Raw genomic sequence first — 15,359 nt, forward strand, 5'->3', positions numbered from 1 at the left:
CCGGCGGGGCATGTATGGCCTCCGTGACGGATGCGAAGAGGTACAAGCGGAGCGCCGGCCTGCTGCTGTTCCGCCGGACCGCGGGGCACGGGGTGGAGGTGCTGCTCGGCCACATGGGCGGTCCGCTGTGGGCGGGGCGGGACGCCGGGGGCTGGGCGATCCCGAAGGGCGAGTACGGGCCGGACGAGACGCCCCGGGACGCGGCCCGCCGGGAGTTCACGGAGGAGCTGGGGGTGCCCCCGCCGGAGGGGGACTACCTGCCGCTGGGGGACGTCCGGCTGAGCAGCGGGAAGCTCGTGACCATCTGGGCGGTGGAGGCGGACCTCGACCCTGCGCTGACGGTGCCGGGCACCTTCACGATGGAGTGGCCCCCGCACTCGGGGGTCGAGCAGGAGTTCCCCGAGCTGGACCGGGTGGCCTGGTTCACTCCCCCGATCGCACGGAACAAGCTGATTGTCGGTCAAATTCCCTTCTTGGAAAGATTGCTGGTGCTATTGGCGGATTGACCTGACCTTTACTTGCCAACAAACCCCACCTGCATGGACATTGCACATATGACGAACGTCGTGCTGGTGGGAACCTTGGACACCAAGGGTGTCGAGTACGGCTGGCTGCGCGAGAGGCTGCTGCGCGCCGGCGTCGAAGTGGTGCTGGTGGACACGGGGATCATGGGAGAACCCCGGGTGCCCGCCGACGTCCCGCGCGAAGCGGTGGCGCGGGCGGCGGGCACGGAACTGTCGGAACTGCGCGCGGCCGCCGACCGGGGCGCGGCCGTGACCACGATGGCCCGGGGCGCCGAGGCGACCCTGTTACGCCTGCACGCCGAGGGCCGGCTGCACGGCGTCCTCGCGATCGGGGGCAGCGGCGGCACCTCCATCGCGACCCGGGCGATGCGGGCGCTGCCCCTGGGCGTGCCGAAGGTGATGGTCTCCTCGATGGCGTCCGGGGACGTGTCCCCGTACGTGGGCTCGGCGGACATCACCATGATGTACAGCGTGGTGGACATCGCCGGGATCAACAGCGTCTCGGCCCCGGTGCTGGCCAACGCCGCGGAGGCCGCCGCCGGGATGGCGAAGGGCTACGCACGCGCCGCGCTGGACCGCAGCCGGCCGGCCCGCCTGGGCTCGGGCTCGCGTCCGCTGGTCGCGGCGAGCATGGCCGGGGTGACCACCATCGGCGTGGACGCGGCCCGGGAGCGGCTGGAGGAGCTGGGGTACGAGGTCCTGGTCTTCCACGTCAGCGGCGCGGGCGGCCGCACCCTGGAGACCCTCGCCGGGCAGGGGGTGTTCGCGGGGGTGCTGGACCTGACCCTCAGCGAACTCGCCGACGACCTGTGCGGGGGCATCCTCACCGCCGGCCCCGACCGGCTCAGCGCGGCCGGGCGGGCCGGGGTTCCGCAGGTGGTGAGCCTGGGGGCACTGGACATGGTGAAGTTCGGGCCGCTGGAGACCCTGCCCGAACGGGCCCGCTACCGCCGGGTCCGCGTCCACAACCCCTCGATCACGGTGATCCGTACGACCGAGTCGGAATGCGCGGAGCTCGGCCGGCGGGTCGCCGCGAAGCTCCGCGCCGCGACCGGGCCGACGGCGGTCTGCCTCCCGCTGCGCGGGCTGTCCACGCTGGGCGCGCCGGGCGGCCCGTACCACGACCCCCGCGCGGACCTGGCGCTGTTCTCGGCGCTGCGCGAGGGGCTGCGGGGCAGTGCGGCCCGGCTCTACGACTACGACACCCACATCAACGACCCGTCCTTCGGGCGGGCGGCGGCCGACCGGCTGCACGCGATGATCGGGGCGGTGTCGGCCGCGGCCTGACCGGCATACGGGACGCGCGCCGGATTGGGAACCGGCCGTGGCGGAAAAGTGTCCCAGCAGGTGGCCGGTCGGGGGACGACCGGCCGGCCGCCCGCGGGCGGCCGGTGACGCCACGGACGGGGGCGCAAGATGGGCAACGGCTGGACGGTACCCGGTTACACCGAGGTCCGTGAGCTCGGCGCGGGCGGCAGCGGCCGGGTCGTGCTCGCGCTCCACGACGCCACGGGCACGGCCGTCGCGGTGAAGTACCTCAGCGACCGGATGCGCGAGGACCCGGCCTTCGTCCGGGAGTTCCGGGCGGAGGCCCGGCTGCTGGGCGGGCTCGTGTCGCCGTACGTGGTGGGCCTGTACGAGTACGTGGAGGCCCCGGCCGGCGCGGCGATCGTGATGGAGCTGGTCGACGGGATCTCCCTGCGCGCCGTGCTGCGCGAGACGGGCCGGGCGGAAGCCGAGGCCGCGCTGGTGGTGCTGAAGGGCTCTCTGCTCGGGCTGGCCGCCGCGCACCGGGCGGGGGTCGTGCACCGGGACTACAAGCCGGAGAACGTGCTGGTCGCGCCCGACGGCTCCTCCAAGCTGGTGGACTTCGGGATCGCGGCGGGCCGCGGCACCACCCCCGGGGTGGCGGGCACCCCCGCCTACATGGCGCCGGAGCAGTGGCAGGGGCAGCCGGCCTCCCCGACGGCCGACGTGTACGCGGCGACCGCGACCTTCTTCGAGTTCCTGACCGGCCGCAAACCGTACGACGGGACGAGCTTCGCCGAGCTCGCCGTCCAGCACATCGAGGCCCCGGTCCCGGAGACCGAGGCCCCCGAGCCGGTGCGCCCGCTCATCCGGCGGGGCCTGGCCAAGCGGCCGGAGCAGCGACCGGAGAACGCCGAGGCGTTCGTGGCCGAGCTGGAGGCGGTGGCGGTCGCCGCGTACGGGCCCGAGTGGGAGGAGCGCGGGCAGCGCAAGCTGGCCGCGCTGGCGGCCCTGCTGCCGCTGCTGTTCCCGTCGGCGGCCGGCGCGGCCGCGGGCACCACGGCGGTGGCCACCACCTCGGTCGGCGGCGGCTCGGGCTGGGCGCCGGGGCGCGGCGGCTGGCTGGCGACGGGCCTGGCGCTGGTCCTGGGGGCGGTGCTGGTGCTCACGACGGACGCGGGCGCCGGTACCCCGCCGGGGGCCTCCGCGCTCAGCGACCTGGCCACGACGGGCCCGGTCACGCCGGGACCGGCCACGCCCGCGCCCGGGCCGTCCGCCTCGCACTCGCCGTCCGCGAGCCCTTCCGCTTCCGCCTCCCCGTCCGCCTCGCCGAGCCCCACGGGGTCCCCGACGCCCACGCACTCCCCCACGGCGAGCTGGAGCCCGTCGGCGAGCTGGAGCCCGAAGCCGACGGTCAGCCACTCGCCGACCCCGACGCCGACGCCCTCGCCGACGCTGCGGGTGGACAAACTGGGCGTCAAGTTCACTCCCAACGTCTACCGCGGGCAGGCGGAGGTCTCCCTGTCGGCCCAGGGCAGCGGGCCCGTCACCGTCACCCTGGAGTGGTTCCTCGGCGGGACGCAGGGGGCGTACTCCTACCCCGACGGCACCGACACCGTCGTCGTCCAGGCCGGCTCCCTGGCGTCCGTGGTCCAGGCGCACACCTTCAGCCGGGGCCACGGCTGCTACGGCGGCGTCCGGGTCACCACCATGCCGGCCGCGTCGAACGGCTCGGCCTCCGCCTCCGCACTTCTGTACCGCTGCCAGACCCAGGAACCCCAGGAGGTCCCGCGATGAACGGTCCGCGCGTCCCCCAGGACCCCGCCGACGACGAGTACAGCGCCACCGTCCTCGGCAGCCACTGGTTCAGCGGCCCGCCGCCCCCGGCCGACGCCGCACCCGACCGGGTCGAGGGTTCGGTGCTGCGGTTCGGGCCGGGGGTGACGGCGGCCATGGCACCGCCGTTCCCCCTGGTGCCCGCCGCGCCGCCCGGGCCGCGGCCGGCCGTACGGCGCGGCCGGGGCTGGCGGCGGTACACCCTGGCGGTCGTGGTGCTGGCCGCGGTGCTCGGCTACCTGGCCTGGCAGCGCTTCGGGCCGGCCGTCGAGGTGCGGGAGGTGGCGGTCTCCACCGATCCGCAGGGGCCCGGGTGCGGGGCGGCCGCCGACGTGGTGGCCGTCGTACGCACCAACGGGCGCCCGGGAACCCTCACCTACCGCTGGGTCCGCAGCGACGGGACCCGGTCGGAGGAGCTCACGGAGCGGGTGCCCGCCGGGCGGAAGGAGGCCACGCTGCACCTGCTGTGGACCTTCCAGGGCACGGGCAGCTACCCGGCGCGGGCCGAACTCCAGCTGATCTCGCCGGTCGAGCGGACGGCGGCGGCCGAGTTCACCTACCGGTGCCCCCGGTAGCGGGGAGCCTGATCACGGCGCGTCCGCCGTCGAGGTCGACGCGGGAGTGCGGCGGGGCGCCGTCCTCCTCGTCGTCGCGCATGAGGAGGGCGCTCTGGCGTTCCCTCAGCTCGTTCTGCTTGCCCGGCGAGAAGCCGGCGTGCAGCTGCTCGAAGCCGGTGGCGGAGATCTGCCCCTGGCGGCCGTTCCACCGCCAGGGCAGCAGACCGGCGCGGCCTGCGCGCACGAGCGCGAAGTCCACGAAGGCCGTCGCGGTGAGCAGGAGCGCCAGTCCCGGCAGGGTCATGAAGACGACGAAGCCCATGGCCCGACCGTAACCCACCGGGCCCTTCGGCCCCCAGGGGCGGGGACCCGGAGCCGTACTTCCGGCCGGGGCGGGTGTGGCCGTCCGGCCGAAGCCCGGGTACGGGCCGCGCTGGTTGACTCGTGGACGTAGACGAGGGCGTGCAGGACGCCCTCAGGCACCGCTGCGTGCCGCGTTCCGGCATGCGACACCCCCGCGGAACGCGGCCGTCCCGCACGGATGCCGAGTCCGCGCGGGAGGGCCCGCGGCCGCTTTGGGGAGCGGCCGCGGGCCGTTTCGCGTTCCCGCCCCCCGCCGCAACCGGGGGACGGTGCCTGTGGGGAGCGCCCGGCGGGACGGCGCCGGTCGGCTCCCGGTCCGGACGGTGTCCCGTCCGGAGGTCTTGTGGTTAGAACCGCGCGTGGGCGGTGATGTCGGCCTGGAACTCGCCGGTCATCGCGGGGGTGACCGTCGGCCGGCACTGCGCCACGGCCGCCAGGTAGTCCTCCGTGGTGGCGCCGAGCTGCGCGGCCGCCGCGCCGCGCGCGCCCACCGCCTCCAGGTCCCGTTCGAAGGACACCTGCGCGGCGATCCGCGCGGCGTGCTCGATGTCGGCCGGGGTGAACAGCTCGGTCGCCGCCACCAGTGCCCCCACGTCCACGCCGGTCCGCCCGGCCGTGTAGCGCGACCAGATGGCGGCGCGCGCCCCGGCGTCGGGGGTGCCGATGGGGATCAGGTAGTCGAAGCGGCCGGGCCGCAGGAAGGCCGGGTCGAGGGAGCGGATGGAGTTGGTCGCGCAGACCAGCAGCCGCTCGTCGCCCTCGCGGAAGCCGGGGATCAGCTTGAGGAGCTCGTTCGTCACGCCGTGGATGCCGCCCGGCTGCGCCGGTTCGGTGCGTACGGGTGCGATCTCCTCGACCTCGTCGATGAAGACGAGGACCCGCTCCAGCTCGGCGATCCGGGCGAAGGCGACGCGCAGCGCGGCGGCGAGGTTGCCCTCGTCGGCGAGGCGGGAGGGCAGCAGCTCGACGAAGGGCCAGCCCAGCCGGGAGGCGATGGCGCGGGCGAAGGTGGTCTTGCCGGTGCCGGGCGGCCCGAAGAGGGTGATCGCGCGCGGTGGCCGGACCCCGTGCGCGGCGGCCCGCTCCGGTTCGGCGAGCGGGAGGACCACGCGCCGTTCGATGAGTTCCTTCTCCGTCTCCATGCCGGCGACCTTGGCCCACAGGTCGTTGGGCAGGAAGCGGCCGCCGAGGTCGTCGAGGAGGCCTGCCGCCGGGCCGTGCAGGGGCTCGGTCTTCTCGAAGTAGGCGACGGCGGGCTGCCGGGTGTAGCCGGCGTTGAGCAGGCCCTCGCCGAGCAGGTCCTCCTCGGGCAGGACGTAGGCGATCCGGCCGACGCGCGCGGCGATCAGGCGCCGCTCCAGTTCGACGAGGAGTGCGCTGGCCAGGCCGCGGCCGCGCCAGCCGGAGGCGATCGCGATCCGCATCACCCAGGCCCGCTCGCCGGTGACGCAGGCGAGGGCCGCGCCGATCGGGACGCCCTGGTGGACGGCGACGACGCAGGGCTGCCGGTCGGTCAGCGCGCTGATGCACTCGGCGAGCGAGAAGACGGACTCCTGGCCCAGTTCGGCCGTGGTGTCTATGAGATGGACCACCGCCGCGAGATCGCTCTCGCGGTAGTCGTGGATGAGCCAGTTCACTCGGTACCGCCCCTCGTTCGTGCTCCTGCGGCGAGGCTAGGGGCGGGCGGGCCCGGCGATCACGCACCGCGGTGCACAACAGCCGGTCCGGAAGTCCGCCGCGGCGTCCATAGACCGGTGCGTTCCGCCGAAGCCGCCGGCCCGGAACGGACGCGCCTTCGGGGTTTCCGACACACGCACCGCGCGTTCCCCGTCCACAGCCGCTCCGGATTCACAGCGGATTCATACGGAACGCAGGGCGCCGGGCACAGTTTCGCCGGGGAGGCTCGGACGCATGATCCCTCGCACCCTCCCCCGACCGGCCGGCCGCCCCCGCTCCCGTGCCCGCGCCCGGCGGGCGGCGCGGATCCTGCTCTCGCTGACCTCGATGGCCGCCCTGCTGAGCCTGGACCTCCCCGAGGCCGAGGCGCTGCCGCCGCTCGGCGTGACCGTGCGCGCCGACGCCGACGCCACGGCGGCCCGCGTGGGCGCCCTGTTCGCGGGCGGCACGGACGGCGGCCACTTCTGCACCGCCTCCGTGGTGCGCAGCGCCGGCCGCGACGTGATCGCCACCGCCGCGCACTGCCTGGGCCATCCGGAGGGCACGGTCTTCGCCCCGGGCTACCGGGACGGCGGGGCGCCGTACGGGCTGTGGCGGGTCACCGGGGTGTTCACGGCCCCGGCCTGGACCGAGGGGGAGGACCCGGACGCGGACATCGCCTTCGCGACGGTCGCCCCGGCGGACGGCGCGGTGACGGGGAACGTGGAGGACGTGGTCGGCGGCTTCCCGGTGGCCGCCGGGCAGCCGGAGGACGTGACGGTGACCGTCGTCGGCTACCCGAGCACCGAGGAGGCCCCGCTGCGCTGCGCGAACGCGACGAGCCTGTTCTCCGCCACGCAGCGCCGGATCGACTGCCCCGCCCTCAGCGGCGGCACCAGCGGCAGCCCCTGGCTGGCGGGCGGCGCCCTGGTCGGCGTCCTGGGCGGCCACGAGGGCGGCGGCACGGTCCCGGACGTCTCCTACAGCGCGGTGATGGGCGCCACGGCCCTGGAGCTGTACCGCCGGGCGGCGCGACAGTAGCCGTGCCCCGCGTCGGACGGCTCGGGCGGTGCGGCCCGGTCCGGTCCGGCGTCCCTCAGGAACCCGCCTGGTCTCCGGTCCCGGCCGGGGCCTCGAACCAGGTCGGCTCGTCCGTCAGGGCGCGGCGGATGCGGTCCAGGGCGAAGGGTTCCAGCGGGGGCAGGGCGTCCGGTGCGAACCAGGCCGCCTCCAGCAGTTCCCCGTCGGCGGAGCGGGGCTCGCCGCCCGTGGCCCGGCAGCGGAAGGTGATGTCCTGGAACTGGCAGACGTCGCCGTTCTGGTAGGTGATGGGTTCGAGCATCTGGACGAGGACCACCCGCTCGGGGACGCACCGTACGGCCGTCTCCTCGTACACCTCTCGGACCGCCGTCCCGGCGGGCTGCTCCCCCGGCTCGGCGATGCCGCCGACCAGGGACCACTTCCCGGTGTCGGCGCGGCGCCCGAGCAGCAGCCGGCCCAGGCCGTCGACGACGACGGCGGTGACGCCGGGCAGCAGGAGCAGCCGGTGGCCGGCGCCGCTCTCCCTGATCTCGCGGATGTACTCGGGTGTGGTCATGCCCCGACCCTACGGGGGCCGGCCGCGGCCGCCGTCGTCATGCGGCCCGGCGGGCGCGAACCCGGCGGGTCAGCACCCAGCCGAGCCCGCCGGCCGCGACGAGGAGCAGCGCGTACTCGGGGAGCGGGCCCAGGCGGGTGGCCGGGGTCTGCCCGGAGCGCAGCGGGATCTCGGCGACGAGGGCGTCGGCGGTGAACATCCGCGTCTGCTGCGTGACCTTGCCGTCGGGCTGGATGACGGCGCTGACGCCGCTGGTGACGGGGACGAGGACGGTGCGGCTGTGCTCGACGGCACGGATCCGGTCCATGGCCAGCTGCTGGTAGGTCATCTGGGTCCGGCCGAAGGTGGCGTTGTTGCTGGGCACCGCGATGACCTGGGCGCCCGCCCGGACGGTGGAGCGGACGGCGTCGTCGAAGGCGGCCTCGTAGCAGGTGACCATGCCGACGCCGGTGCCCGCCATGTCGAAGACGCCGGGCTCCTTGCCGGGGCCGAAGTCGCGGCGGACGCGGTCCACGTCGGAGCTGAAGAGCCGGACGAAGGAGCGCATCGGAATGCGCTCGCCGAACGGCTGGATCTTGCGCTTGTCGTAGGTGTCCGTGGGGCCCTTTGCCGGGTCCCACAGGATCATCGTGTTGCGCAGCGGCCCGGTCTCGGGGGCGAGGACGGAGCCGATCGCGGTGGGCACGCCGACGGCCTTGACCGCGTTGTCGATGACGGCGTGGGCGTCGGGCTGGGTGAACGGGTCGATGTCGGAGGAGTTCTCCGGCCACAGGACGAAGTCCGGCTTGGCGGCGCGGCCGGCCTTGACGTCCTCGGCGAGCTGGACGGTGCGGTTCGCGTGGTTGTCGAGGACCTGGCGGCGCTGGGCGTTGAAGTCGAAGCCGGCGCGCGGCACGTTGCCCTGGATGACGGCGGCCACGGCCGTGCCGTCCTCGGCGGCGTCGGAGACCAGCGGGCGGGCGGCGAGGCCCGCGCCGACGGGGGCGGCGACGGCGAGGGCGGCGAGGGCGGCGGCGCCGCGCCGGGGGTCGCGGCGGGAGGTGCGCAGGACCTCGTACAGGCCGAAGCCGCACAGGGCGACGCCGAAGGAGAGCAGCGGGGTGCCGCCGACGGCGGCGAGCGGGGTGAAGACGCCGTCGGCCTGCCCGAAGGCGAGCTTGCCCCAGGAGAAGCCGCCGAAGGGGGCCCGAGCGCGCAGGGCCTCGCCCGCGATCCAGACGGCGGCGGCCCACAGGGGCCATCCGGGCAGCCGGCTGACGAGGGCGATGCCGAGGCAGGTGAGGCCGATGAGGAGGGATTCGAGGGCGACGAGGGCGATCCAGGGGACCGGCCCGACGCCCTCGCTGGTCCACACGAGGAGCGGCAGCAGGAAACCGAGCCCGAAGAGGAAGCCGAGGCCGAAGCCCGCCCGGGCCCGGCGGCCGCGCAGGCAGCCGGCGAGCAGGGCGAGGGCGAAGGGGGCCAGCCACCACAGGGGGCGGGGCGGGAAGCTGAGGTAGAGCAGCACCCCGGCGGCTCCGGCCAGGGCGGAGCGCACCAGCCAGGCGGCCTTGTGCTCCTCCCGGCGCGGGGAGGCGGCGGCTGCTGCGGCTTCGGCTTCGGACGGGGTGACGGCCGCGGTCCGTCCGGCGGGCTGCGAGGGCTCGCTCTCGGCGGCGCGGGTGACACTGCTGCTCATCTGGCGGAGTGTACGTCCCCGTACCCCAAGGGCCGGTAAGGAGCCGCTCGACGCTACCGGGTGAGGGCGCGCAGGTGGGTGCGGATGACCCGGACGGCGTTCTCGGCGTCGTCGACGGTGACCGTGAACAGCTTGCCGTCGCCGAGCCGCAGCTCGACGCCCTCGCCGCGCCGGACGATGACGGCGGTGCCCTTGTCGGGGCGCCAGCGGTAGCCCCAGCCGCCCCACTGCTGGGGGGTGATGCGGGGGCGGAACTCGGCGGAGGCGACCTCCGCGAGGCGGATCTTGCGGCGGGGCAGTCCGATGTGGCCGCAGCGCACTTCCAGGGCCTCCGCGTCGACGGTGACCGCGACGTGGACGAAGGCGAGGGTGCCGTAGAGGATGAGCAGCCCGACCGCGAGGCAGCCGATCACGGACATCAGCAGCGGGACGAACCCGGCGGTCCAGGAGTTGTCGACGGCCAGTTCCACGCCCAGGGCCAGGCAGGCCGCACCGGCCGCGGCCAGCAGCCACTGCACGCGGTTGGAAGCCCGGCCCGTCCAGAGGGGGCCTGGCGGGTGACCCGTCATGAGCAGCAGCGTACTCACGTTCCGCATCCGCGCCACCACCTCTGCGCCAGTCGGCGCATCGTCCTCCACGGGCCGGCGCCTGCCCGCGCCCGGCCCGCCGAAACGGCTTCCCGGGCGGCGGCCTGGGCGGTGTCCCGGACGGTGGTCCCGGGCCGGCGTCCTAGGCGGGGAGGAGGCCGATCAGGGCGTCGCGGAGGGCCGGGCGGCGGGTGGTCACGAAGCGGTGCAGGGTCCTGGAGCCGAGGGCCACCCGCTGGGCACTGCGGCGGCGCTCGGCGTCGTAGGCGCGCAGGGCCGCGGGCAGGCCCGTACGGCCGTGGGCGGCGACGGCGCGGGTGAGGGCCTCGGCGTCGAGGAGGGCGGTGCAGGCGCCCTGGCCGAGGTTGGGGGTCATGGCGTGGGCGGCGTCGCCGACCAGCGCGATCCGGTCGCCGGTGACGAAAGCGGGCAGCGCCGGGTGGAGGTGGCGCATCTCGTACCGGATCCAGGTCGCGGGGTCGGTCTCGGCGAGCACCTGCGGGACCGGGTCGTGCCAGCCCTCGAAGGCGGCCCGCAGTTCGCCGGCGGTGGTGGCCTCGGGGACCGCGGCGTACCAGTTGGTGCGGCCCGGCTCCACGGGGGTCATCCCGAAGAAGCGGCCGTCGCCCCAGGTCTCCCCGTAGATCCCGGTCTCGAAGCCGGCGATGCCGATCCAGGCGACGGTGCCGACGGCGCGCACCCCGCTCCGGGTGCCGAAGTGGGCGGTGCGGACGGAGCTGTTGATGCCGTCGGCGCCGACGACGAGGTCGGCGTCGAGGGTCCGGGGGTCGGTGAGCCGCTGCCCGTACTCGACGTCGGCGCCGCCGAGCCGGCCGAGTTCGGCGAGCAGCGCGTCGATCAGGTGGGGCCGGGCGACGAGCAGCTCGGGGCGGCCGGCCTTGCGTTCGACGCGTTCCAGGGGGAGGGCGGCGAGCACCCTGCCGTCGGGGCGCCTGATGTGGGCCCTGCGGTACGGGAGGGCCCGCGCGCGGAGGGCTTCGCCGAGGCCGAGGCGGTCCAGGGCGGACTGGGCGGTGGGGTGGATGCCGAAGGCGGTGCCGTAGCGCTCCAGGGCGGCACGGCCCTCCAGGACGCGTACGGACCAGCCGGCGCGGCGGAGCCCGATGGCGGTGGCGAGCCCGCCGACGCCGGCACCGACGACCACGGCGGTGCCGTTCTCGCTGCTCTTGCCGTTCTCGCTGTTTCTGTCGTTCTCGTCGTTCTTGCCGTTCTTGCCGTTCTTGCCGTTCTCGTCGTGCCGGTCGTCTGCCATGACGTGCCCCTCGATCCGTCGGACGAACAGAACCGCACCACCACCACACCCGTGGTACCCCATCCGTGGTACCACGGGTGTGGTTATCCTGGCAAGGTGAATCAGGACCGGAGGGACCGGCTGCGCGACGCGGCCGTCGCGGTACTGGCCGAGGCGGGCGGGCGCGGGCTCACCCACCGGGCCGTCGACGCCGCCGCCGAAGTGCCGCTGGGCACGGCCAAGAACTACTTCCCGACCCGCGACGCGCTGCTGCGGGCCGTGGCCGAGCGCTGCCTGGAGCAGTACCGGGCCGTGGCCGCCGCCCTGGCGGGAGCCGGACCGGGGCCGTCGGACCGGGCGGGCCTGGCGGCGCTGCTGGCCGGGCTGCTGCGGAACGTGGCCGGACCGGGGCGCCCGCGCATGCTGGCCTACCTGGAGCTCCAGACCGAAGCCACCCGGCGGCCCTGGCTGGCCGCGCTGCTGGACCCGATCGCCTCCGGGGACTTCGCCGCGCACCGGGCCCTCCTCGCCGGAGCCGGCCTCCCGGACGGGCCGGACCAGACCCGCGCCCTGACCCTCGCGCTGCACGGCGCCATCCCCCACCTCCTGGCGGGCGCCCCCGGGACACTGGCCGCGGCCGGGCTCGACGACCTCGACGGCTTCACGCGGGGCCTGCTGGCGGCCGTGTGCCCGGAAGGGACGGCGGCCCCGTGACCGCCACCCGGCTGGACCGGGCCGTGGGAGCCGTACTCGGCTCGGCCGCGGGGGACGCGCTGGGGGCTCCGTACGAGTTCGGGCCCGCGGGGCAGCTGAGCGCGCGGGGCCAGGAGATGCGCGGGGGCGGCGGCTGGGATCCGGGCGAGGCGACCGACGACACCCAGATGGCGGTCCTGGTCGCCGAGTCGCTGCTGGAGAACGGCGGCCTCGAACTCCCCGACGTCTTCGCGCGCTTCCAGCGCTGGGCGGCCGCAGAGCCCAAGGACATCGGGCTCCAGACCGAGGAGGTCCTCACCAGCGGCATGCCGTGGGACCTGGCCGCCGCCTGCCACTTCCAGGTCAACGCGCGGGCGGCGGGCAACGGCTGCCTGATGCGGGCCGCCGGTTCGGCGGTGTACTTCGCGGCCGCCGGGCGCGGGGCCACCATGGACGCGGCCCGGCGGATCGCGGCCCTCACCCACGGGGACCGGGCCGCCTGGGAGGGCACGGCCCTGCTGCACGAGCTCGTCCGGGTGGCCCTGGACGGCGGCGATCCGCTCGCCGCGCTCCCGGAGGCGCTGGACGCGGTGCACCCGGACCACCGCGACCGGTACGCCCGCGTCCTCGCCCCCGACTGGCACCCGGGTCTGGCCACCGAGTTCAACGGGGCGGTGTGGCCCTGCCTGGGCTCGGCGGTGTGGGCCCTGCGCACCACCGGCGGGTTCGCCGAGGCCGTACGGGCCGCCGTGGACCTGGGCGGGGACACCGACACGGTCGCCGCCGTCACGGGGACCCTGGCCGGCGCCGTGTACGGGCAGGCGGCGGTACCGGACGCGTGGACGGGCCCGCTGCACGTACCGCTGCCGGGCTCCGGCGGCCGCGTCCTCGACGCCGCCGCACTGCGCGCCCTGGCCCGCCGGCTCGCGACCGCCGCCTGAGCCCGCCCGGCCCGGTCGCCCCGGCCCCGGCGGCCCAGCCGAGCGCGACCGTGCCCGGGGCCGGGTCGGCCGGGCCGGGCCGGGCCCGGAGGTCAGCCGCAGCCGCAGCCTCCGCAGCCGCCTCCGCCGCAGCCGTCGCCGCCGCAGCTTCCGCCGCCCCCGCCGCAGGCGGCGGCGGTCGTGCCTGCGGTGCCGGTGGCCGTGGCCCGCTTGGCGCTCTTGGCGCTCTTGGCGCGGTCGGCCTCCCTGCGGCGCGCCTCCTCCCGCTCCCGCCAGTCCCGGGTCGTCTCCCGGTAGGACACCCCGGCCGGGCTCCAGGGGCCCAGCCCGTGGCGGACGCGGGGCAGCAGCGGGGCGCCCGTGACCTGGCAGGTGATGCCGCTGCCGCAGTTCTCGTGGACGGCGTACTCCAGGACCACCTCGGCCCCCTCGCGCGGCACCCCGTGGAGCAGCGCCTCGAAGGGTTCGGCGCGGGCGTCGACGTCGTGCAGCCCGCCCCGCGGCAGGCCCTCCGTCCCCGCGGCCAGCAGCCGGGCGCCCTTGAGCGTGTCCCGGTCGGCCGCGCGGTAGCAGAGCAGCGGCCGGCCCGCCGTGTCGTCGGCGTCGGGCAGCAGCCAGAAGTGGCCCGAGGGAGCGATCCGTACACCGACGACCAGCGCGGGCTGGTCGTCCTCGTACAGCCGCCGGGTGGCCAGGTCGGCGGCCCAGCCGCGGCCCAGGAGGGTGCTCCCGAGCGCCAGCAGGACCAGGGCGACCCGCTGCTGGCCGACGGCGTCGTACGGGACGCCGCCGGGACCGGCCCCGAGGTCCTCGACGATGCCGTCCACGAGGATCCCGGCGGCGGCGAGGCAGAGCAGCGCCCCGACGATGATCCGGGTGTTCCCGCGCCGCTCCTGCCCGGGCGGCAGCCGGTCGGGGAGCGGGAAGCGGGCCGGTCCGGCGGCGTCGCGGGCCAGCCGCTCCTGCGCGCGCCGGGACCGCAGCCGCAGCAGCGCCCCGGCCAGCGCCCACGCGGCGGACAGGCACACGAGGACGGCCCCGGGCCCCCGGGAGAGCGCGGCGGCCGACTCCGCCAGCAGCAGGGCGGCGGCCGCCGCGGCCGCGCCGGGCAGGAACCGGTACCAGAGGGGCAGAGCCACCAGCAGCACGGCCGCCGGATAGAACCGCCACGCCGTGCCCACCGCAGCGGCCGGTCCCCCGTCGCCGAGGACCAGCACGAGTGAGACGGTCACCAGGACAGCGAGGAACCAACTCCCCGCAGCAGGGGCGAAGATGACCGGGGTCCGGGCCTGGCGCCAGCGCTCGGACTCCTCAACGCCCCATGTCCGCACATTACTTGCCGGTACCACACCGGCCGGAAGGTGCTTGGCATAGGCAATCACGGGCCCAGTATGCGAGCCCGGCCCGAACCCTCCAACCGTCTTTCGCGGCCCGCCGCGTCAGTGCTGGTGGACCTGCTGCCGGTCCGCGAGCAGGCGGCCTTCGGCGTAGCCGAGGGCGGCGCCCGGCAGCGTGGAGGTCCGGCCGCTGTGCAGCACGGTCAGGCCGCCGGTGCGGGGCAGGTCCGGCGCGGGTTCGAGGCCGATGCGGCGCAGCGCCTGCACGGCGACGGCCTCGGCGGAGCCGTGGTAGACGAGCTCCGCTCCCCCGGTCCGGGCGGCGAGGGCGGCCCGGATGGACTCCTCGACGAGTTCGTAGTGCGTGCAGCCGAGCACCACGTCCGTGACGTCGGCCGGGGTGAGCGCCGCGGCGGCGGCGACGGTGCGGGCGACGGCTTCCTCGTCACCGTGCTCGACGGCGTCGGCGAGACCGGGGCAGGGCACCTCGGTGACGCGCGCCCCGGAGGCGAAGTCGCGGATCAGTCCGCGCTGGTACGGGCTGCCGGTGGTGGCGGGGGTGGCCCAGATGGCGACCCGCCCGCCGGCGGCCGCGGCGGGCTTGATCGCCGGGACGGTGCCGATGACGGGGATGCCGGGCTCCAGCTCGGCGCGCAGCGCGGCCAGGGCGTGCACGGAGGCGGTGTTGCAGGCCACGATCAGCGCGTCCGGGCCGAGCGCGGCGGCGGCCCGGGCGACGGCGCGGGCGCGCTCGGTGATGCCGGCGGGCGTACGGGGCCCCCAGGGCATCCCGTCGGGGTCGGAGGACAGCACCAGATCGGCGTCGGGCCGCAGCCGACGCGTCGCGGCGGCCGCAGCGAGGAGGCCGATTCCCGAGTCCATGAGCGCGATCTTCACCCGGTCACTTTAGTCGACGCACCCGTCCCGCCCGCGATCCCCCGCCCCCCGGACCCACCCCCGGCCCGCCCCAGGGCACACCCGACCCACCCCCGGCCCGCCCCAGCGCACACCCGGCCAGCCCCCGGACCGACCCCGACGCACACCCGCCTCCCCCCGGGCCGACCCCCAGCGCACACCCGCCCCGCCCCCG

Annotated in this window: 15 protein-coding genes; 7 read left to right on the forward strand and 8 right to left on the reverse strand. The window is 76.1% G+C overall.

Annotated elements, in window-relative coordinates:
• The first annotated feature begins 14 nt into the window (after positions 1 to 14).
• The 4 genes from ACQKM2_RS00880 (at position 15) to ACQKM2_RS00895 (ending at position 4,183) form a co-directional block, all read left to right on the forward strand.
• Positions 15 to 506: an NUDIX domain-containing protein gene (locus tag ACQKM2_RS00880; RefSeq protein WP_427704939.1), complete on the forward strand. Its 492-nt coding sequence runs from the start codon at positions 15 to 17 to the stop codon at positions 504 to 506.
• Between the two features lie 48 nt (positions 507 to 554).
• Entirely contained in the window at positions 555 to 1,811 is a 1,257-nt protein-coding gene (locus tag ACQKM2_RS00885) for a Tm-1-like ATP-binding domain-containing protein (RefSeq protein ID WP_427704941.1), read from the forward strand.
• A gap of 129 nt (positions 1,812 to 1,940) precedes the next feature.
• On the forward strand, positions 1,941 to 3,569 hold the full coding sequence (locus tag ACQKM2_RS00890) for a serine/threonine-protein kinase (protein ID WP_427704944.1): 1,629 nt from the start codon (positions 1,941 to 1,943) through the stop codon (positions 3,567 to 3,569).
• On the forward strand, positions 3,566 to 4,183 hold the full coding sequence (locus tag ACQKM2_RS00895; RefSeq protein ID WP_427704946.1) for a hypothetical protein: 618 nt from the start codon (positions 3,566 to 3,568) through the stop codon (positions 4,181 to 4,183). The genes ACQKM2_RS00890 and ACQKM2_RS00895 overlap by 4 nt, the downstream gene beginning before the upstream one ends.
• On the opposite strand, the gene ACQKM2_RS00900 is transcribed toward ACQKM2_RS00895, so the two are convergent.
• Both ACQKM2_RS00900 and ACQKM2_RS00905 read right to left on the reverse strand, forming a co-directional pair.
• Entirely contained in the window at positions 4,161 to 4,487 is a 327-nt protein-coding gene (locus ACQKM2_RS00900) for a DUF6191 domain-containing protein (RefSeq protein ID WP_427704949.1), read from the reverse strand. The two genes, ACQKM2_RS00895 and ACQKM2_RS00900, sit on opposite strands and share 23 nt — an antisense overlap.
• 388 nt (positions 4,488 to 4,875) lie before the next feature.
• The gene (locus ACQKM2_RS00905) at positions 4,876 to 6,165 is read right to left on the reverse strand and encodes an ATP-binding protein (RefSeq protein WP_427704952.1); all 1,290 of its coding nucleotides are present in this window, start codon (positions 6,163 to 6,165) and stop codon (positions 4,876 to 4,878) included.
• A gap of 274 nt (positions 6,166 to 6,439) precedes the next feature.
• Between ACQKM2_RS00905 and ACQKM2_RS00910 the strand changes: the two genes are divergently transcribed.
• Positions 6,440 to 7,225, forward strand: coding sequence for a trypsin-like serine peptidase (locus ACQKM2_RS00910; RefSeq protein ID WP_427704954.1), 786 nt, complete (start codon positions 6,440 to 6,442; stop codon positions 7,223 to 7,225).
• 55 nt (positions 7,226 to 7,280) lie between these two features.
• On the opposite strand, the gene ACQKM2_RS00915 is transcribed toward ACQKM2_RS00910, so the two are convergent.
• The 4 genes from ACQKM2_RS00915 to ACQKM2_RS00930 all read right to left on the reverse strand — a co-directional run bounded on the left by ACQKM2_RS00915 (position 7,281) and on the right by ACQKM2_RS00930 (position 11,319).
• Positions 7,281 to 7,781, reverse strand: coding sequence for an NUDIX hydrolase (locus ACQKM2_RS00915; protein WP_427704957.1), 501 nt, complete (start codon positions 7,779 to 7,781; stop codon positions 7,281 to 7,283).
• A gap of 37 nt (positions 7,782 to 7,818) precedes the next feature.
• Positions 7,819 to 9,459 carry an apolipoprotein N-acyltransferase gene (gene lnt / locus ACQKM2_RS00920; protein WP_427704960.1) on the reverse strand — a complete coding sequence of 547 codons (1,641 nt, stop codon included), beginning with the start codon at positions 9,457 to 9,459 and terminating at the stop codon, positions 7,819 to 7,821.
• A 53-nt stretch (positions 9,460 to 9,512) separates the two neighbouring features.
• Positions 9,513 to 10,028: a hypothetical protein gene (locus ACQKM2_RS00925; protein ID WP_427704962.1), complete on the reverse strand. Its 516-nt coding sequence runs from the start codon at positions 10,026 to 10,028 to the stop codon at positions 9,513 to 9,515.
• Positions 10,029 to 10,188: 160 nt separating this feature from the next.
• Positions 10,189 to 11,319, reverse strand: a complete 1,131-nt coding sequence (locus tag ACQKM2_RS00930) for an FAD-dependent oxidoreductase (RefSeq protein ID WP_427704965.1) — start codon at positions 11,317 to 11,319, stop codon at positions 10,189 to 10,191.
• A 96-nt stretch (positions 11,320 to 11,415) separates the two neighbouring features.
• Here ACQKM2_RS00930 and ACQKM2_RS00935 point away from each other — a divergent pair, with 96 nt between their 5' ends.
• Together ACQKM2_RS00935 and ACQKM2_RS00940 are read left to right on the forward strand one after the other, a co-directional pair.
• Positions 11,416 to 12,012 (forward strand): TetR/AcrR family transcriptional regulator, encoded by a 597-nt coding sequence (locus ACQKM2_RS00935; RefSeq protein WP_427704968.1) that lies wholly within the window; start codon positions 11,416 to 11,418, stop codon positions 12,010 to 12,012.
• The gene (locus tag ACQKM2_RS00940; RefSeq protein ID WP_427704970.1) at positions 12,009 to 12,932 is read left to right on the forward strand and encodes an ADP-ribosylglycohydrolase family protein; all 924 of its coding nucleotides are present in this window, start codon (positions 12,009 to 12,011) and stop codon (positions 12,930 to 12,932) included. Before ACQKM2_RS00935 ends, ACQKM2_RS00940 begins: the two co-directional genes overlap by 4 nt.
• 92 nt (positions 12,933 to 13,024) lie before the next feature.
• On the opposite strand, the gene ACQKM2_RS00945 is transcribed toward ACQKM2_RS00940, so the two are convergent.
• Positions 13,025 to 14,164 (reverse strand): hypothetical protein, encoded by a 1,140-nt coding sequence (locus ACQKM2_RS00945; RefSeq protein WP_427704972.1) that lies wholly within the window; start codon positions 14,162 to 14,164, stop codon positions 13,025 to 13,027.
• A gap of 207 nt (positions 14,165 to 14,371) precedes the next feature.
• The gene (locus ACQKM2_RS00950; protein WP_427704974.1) at positions 14,372 to 15,166 is read right to left on the reverse strand and encodes a glutamate racemase; all 795 of its coding nucleotides are present in this window, start codon (positions 15,164 to 15,166) and stop codon (positions 14,372 to 14,374) included.
• Between the last annotated feature and the right edge of the window lie 193 nt (positions 15,167 to 15,359).

The organism is Streptomyces sp. NPDC004126 (assembly GCF_050275515.1).
Taxonomy (GTDB): Bacteria; Actinomycetota; Actinomycetes; order Streptomycetales; family Streptomycetaceae; genus Streptomyces.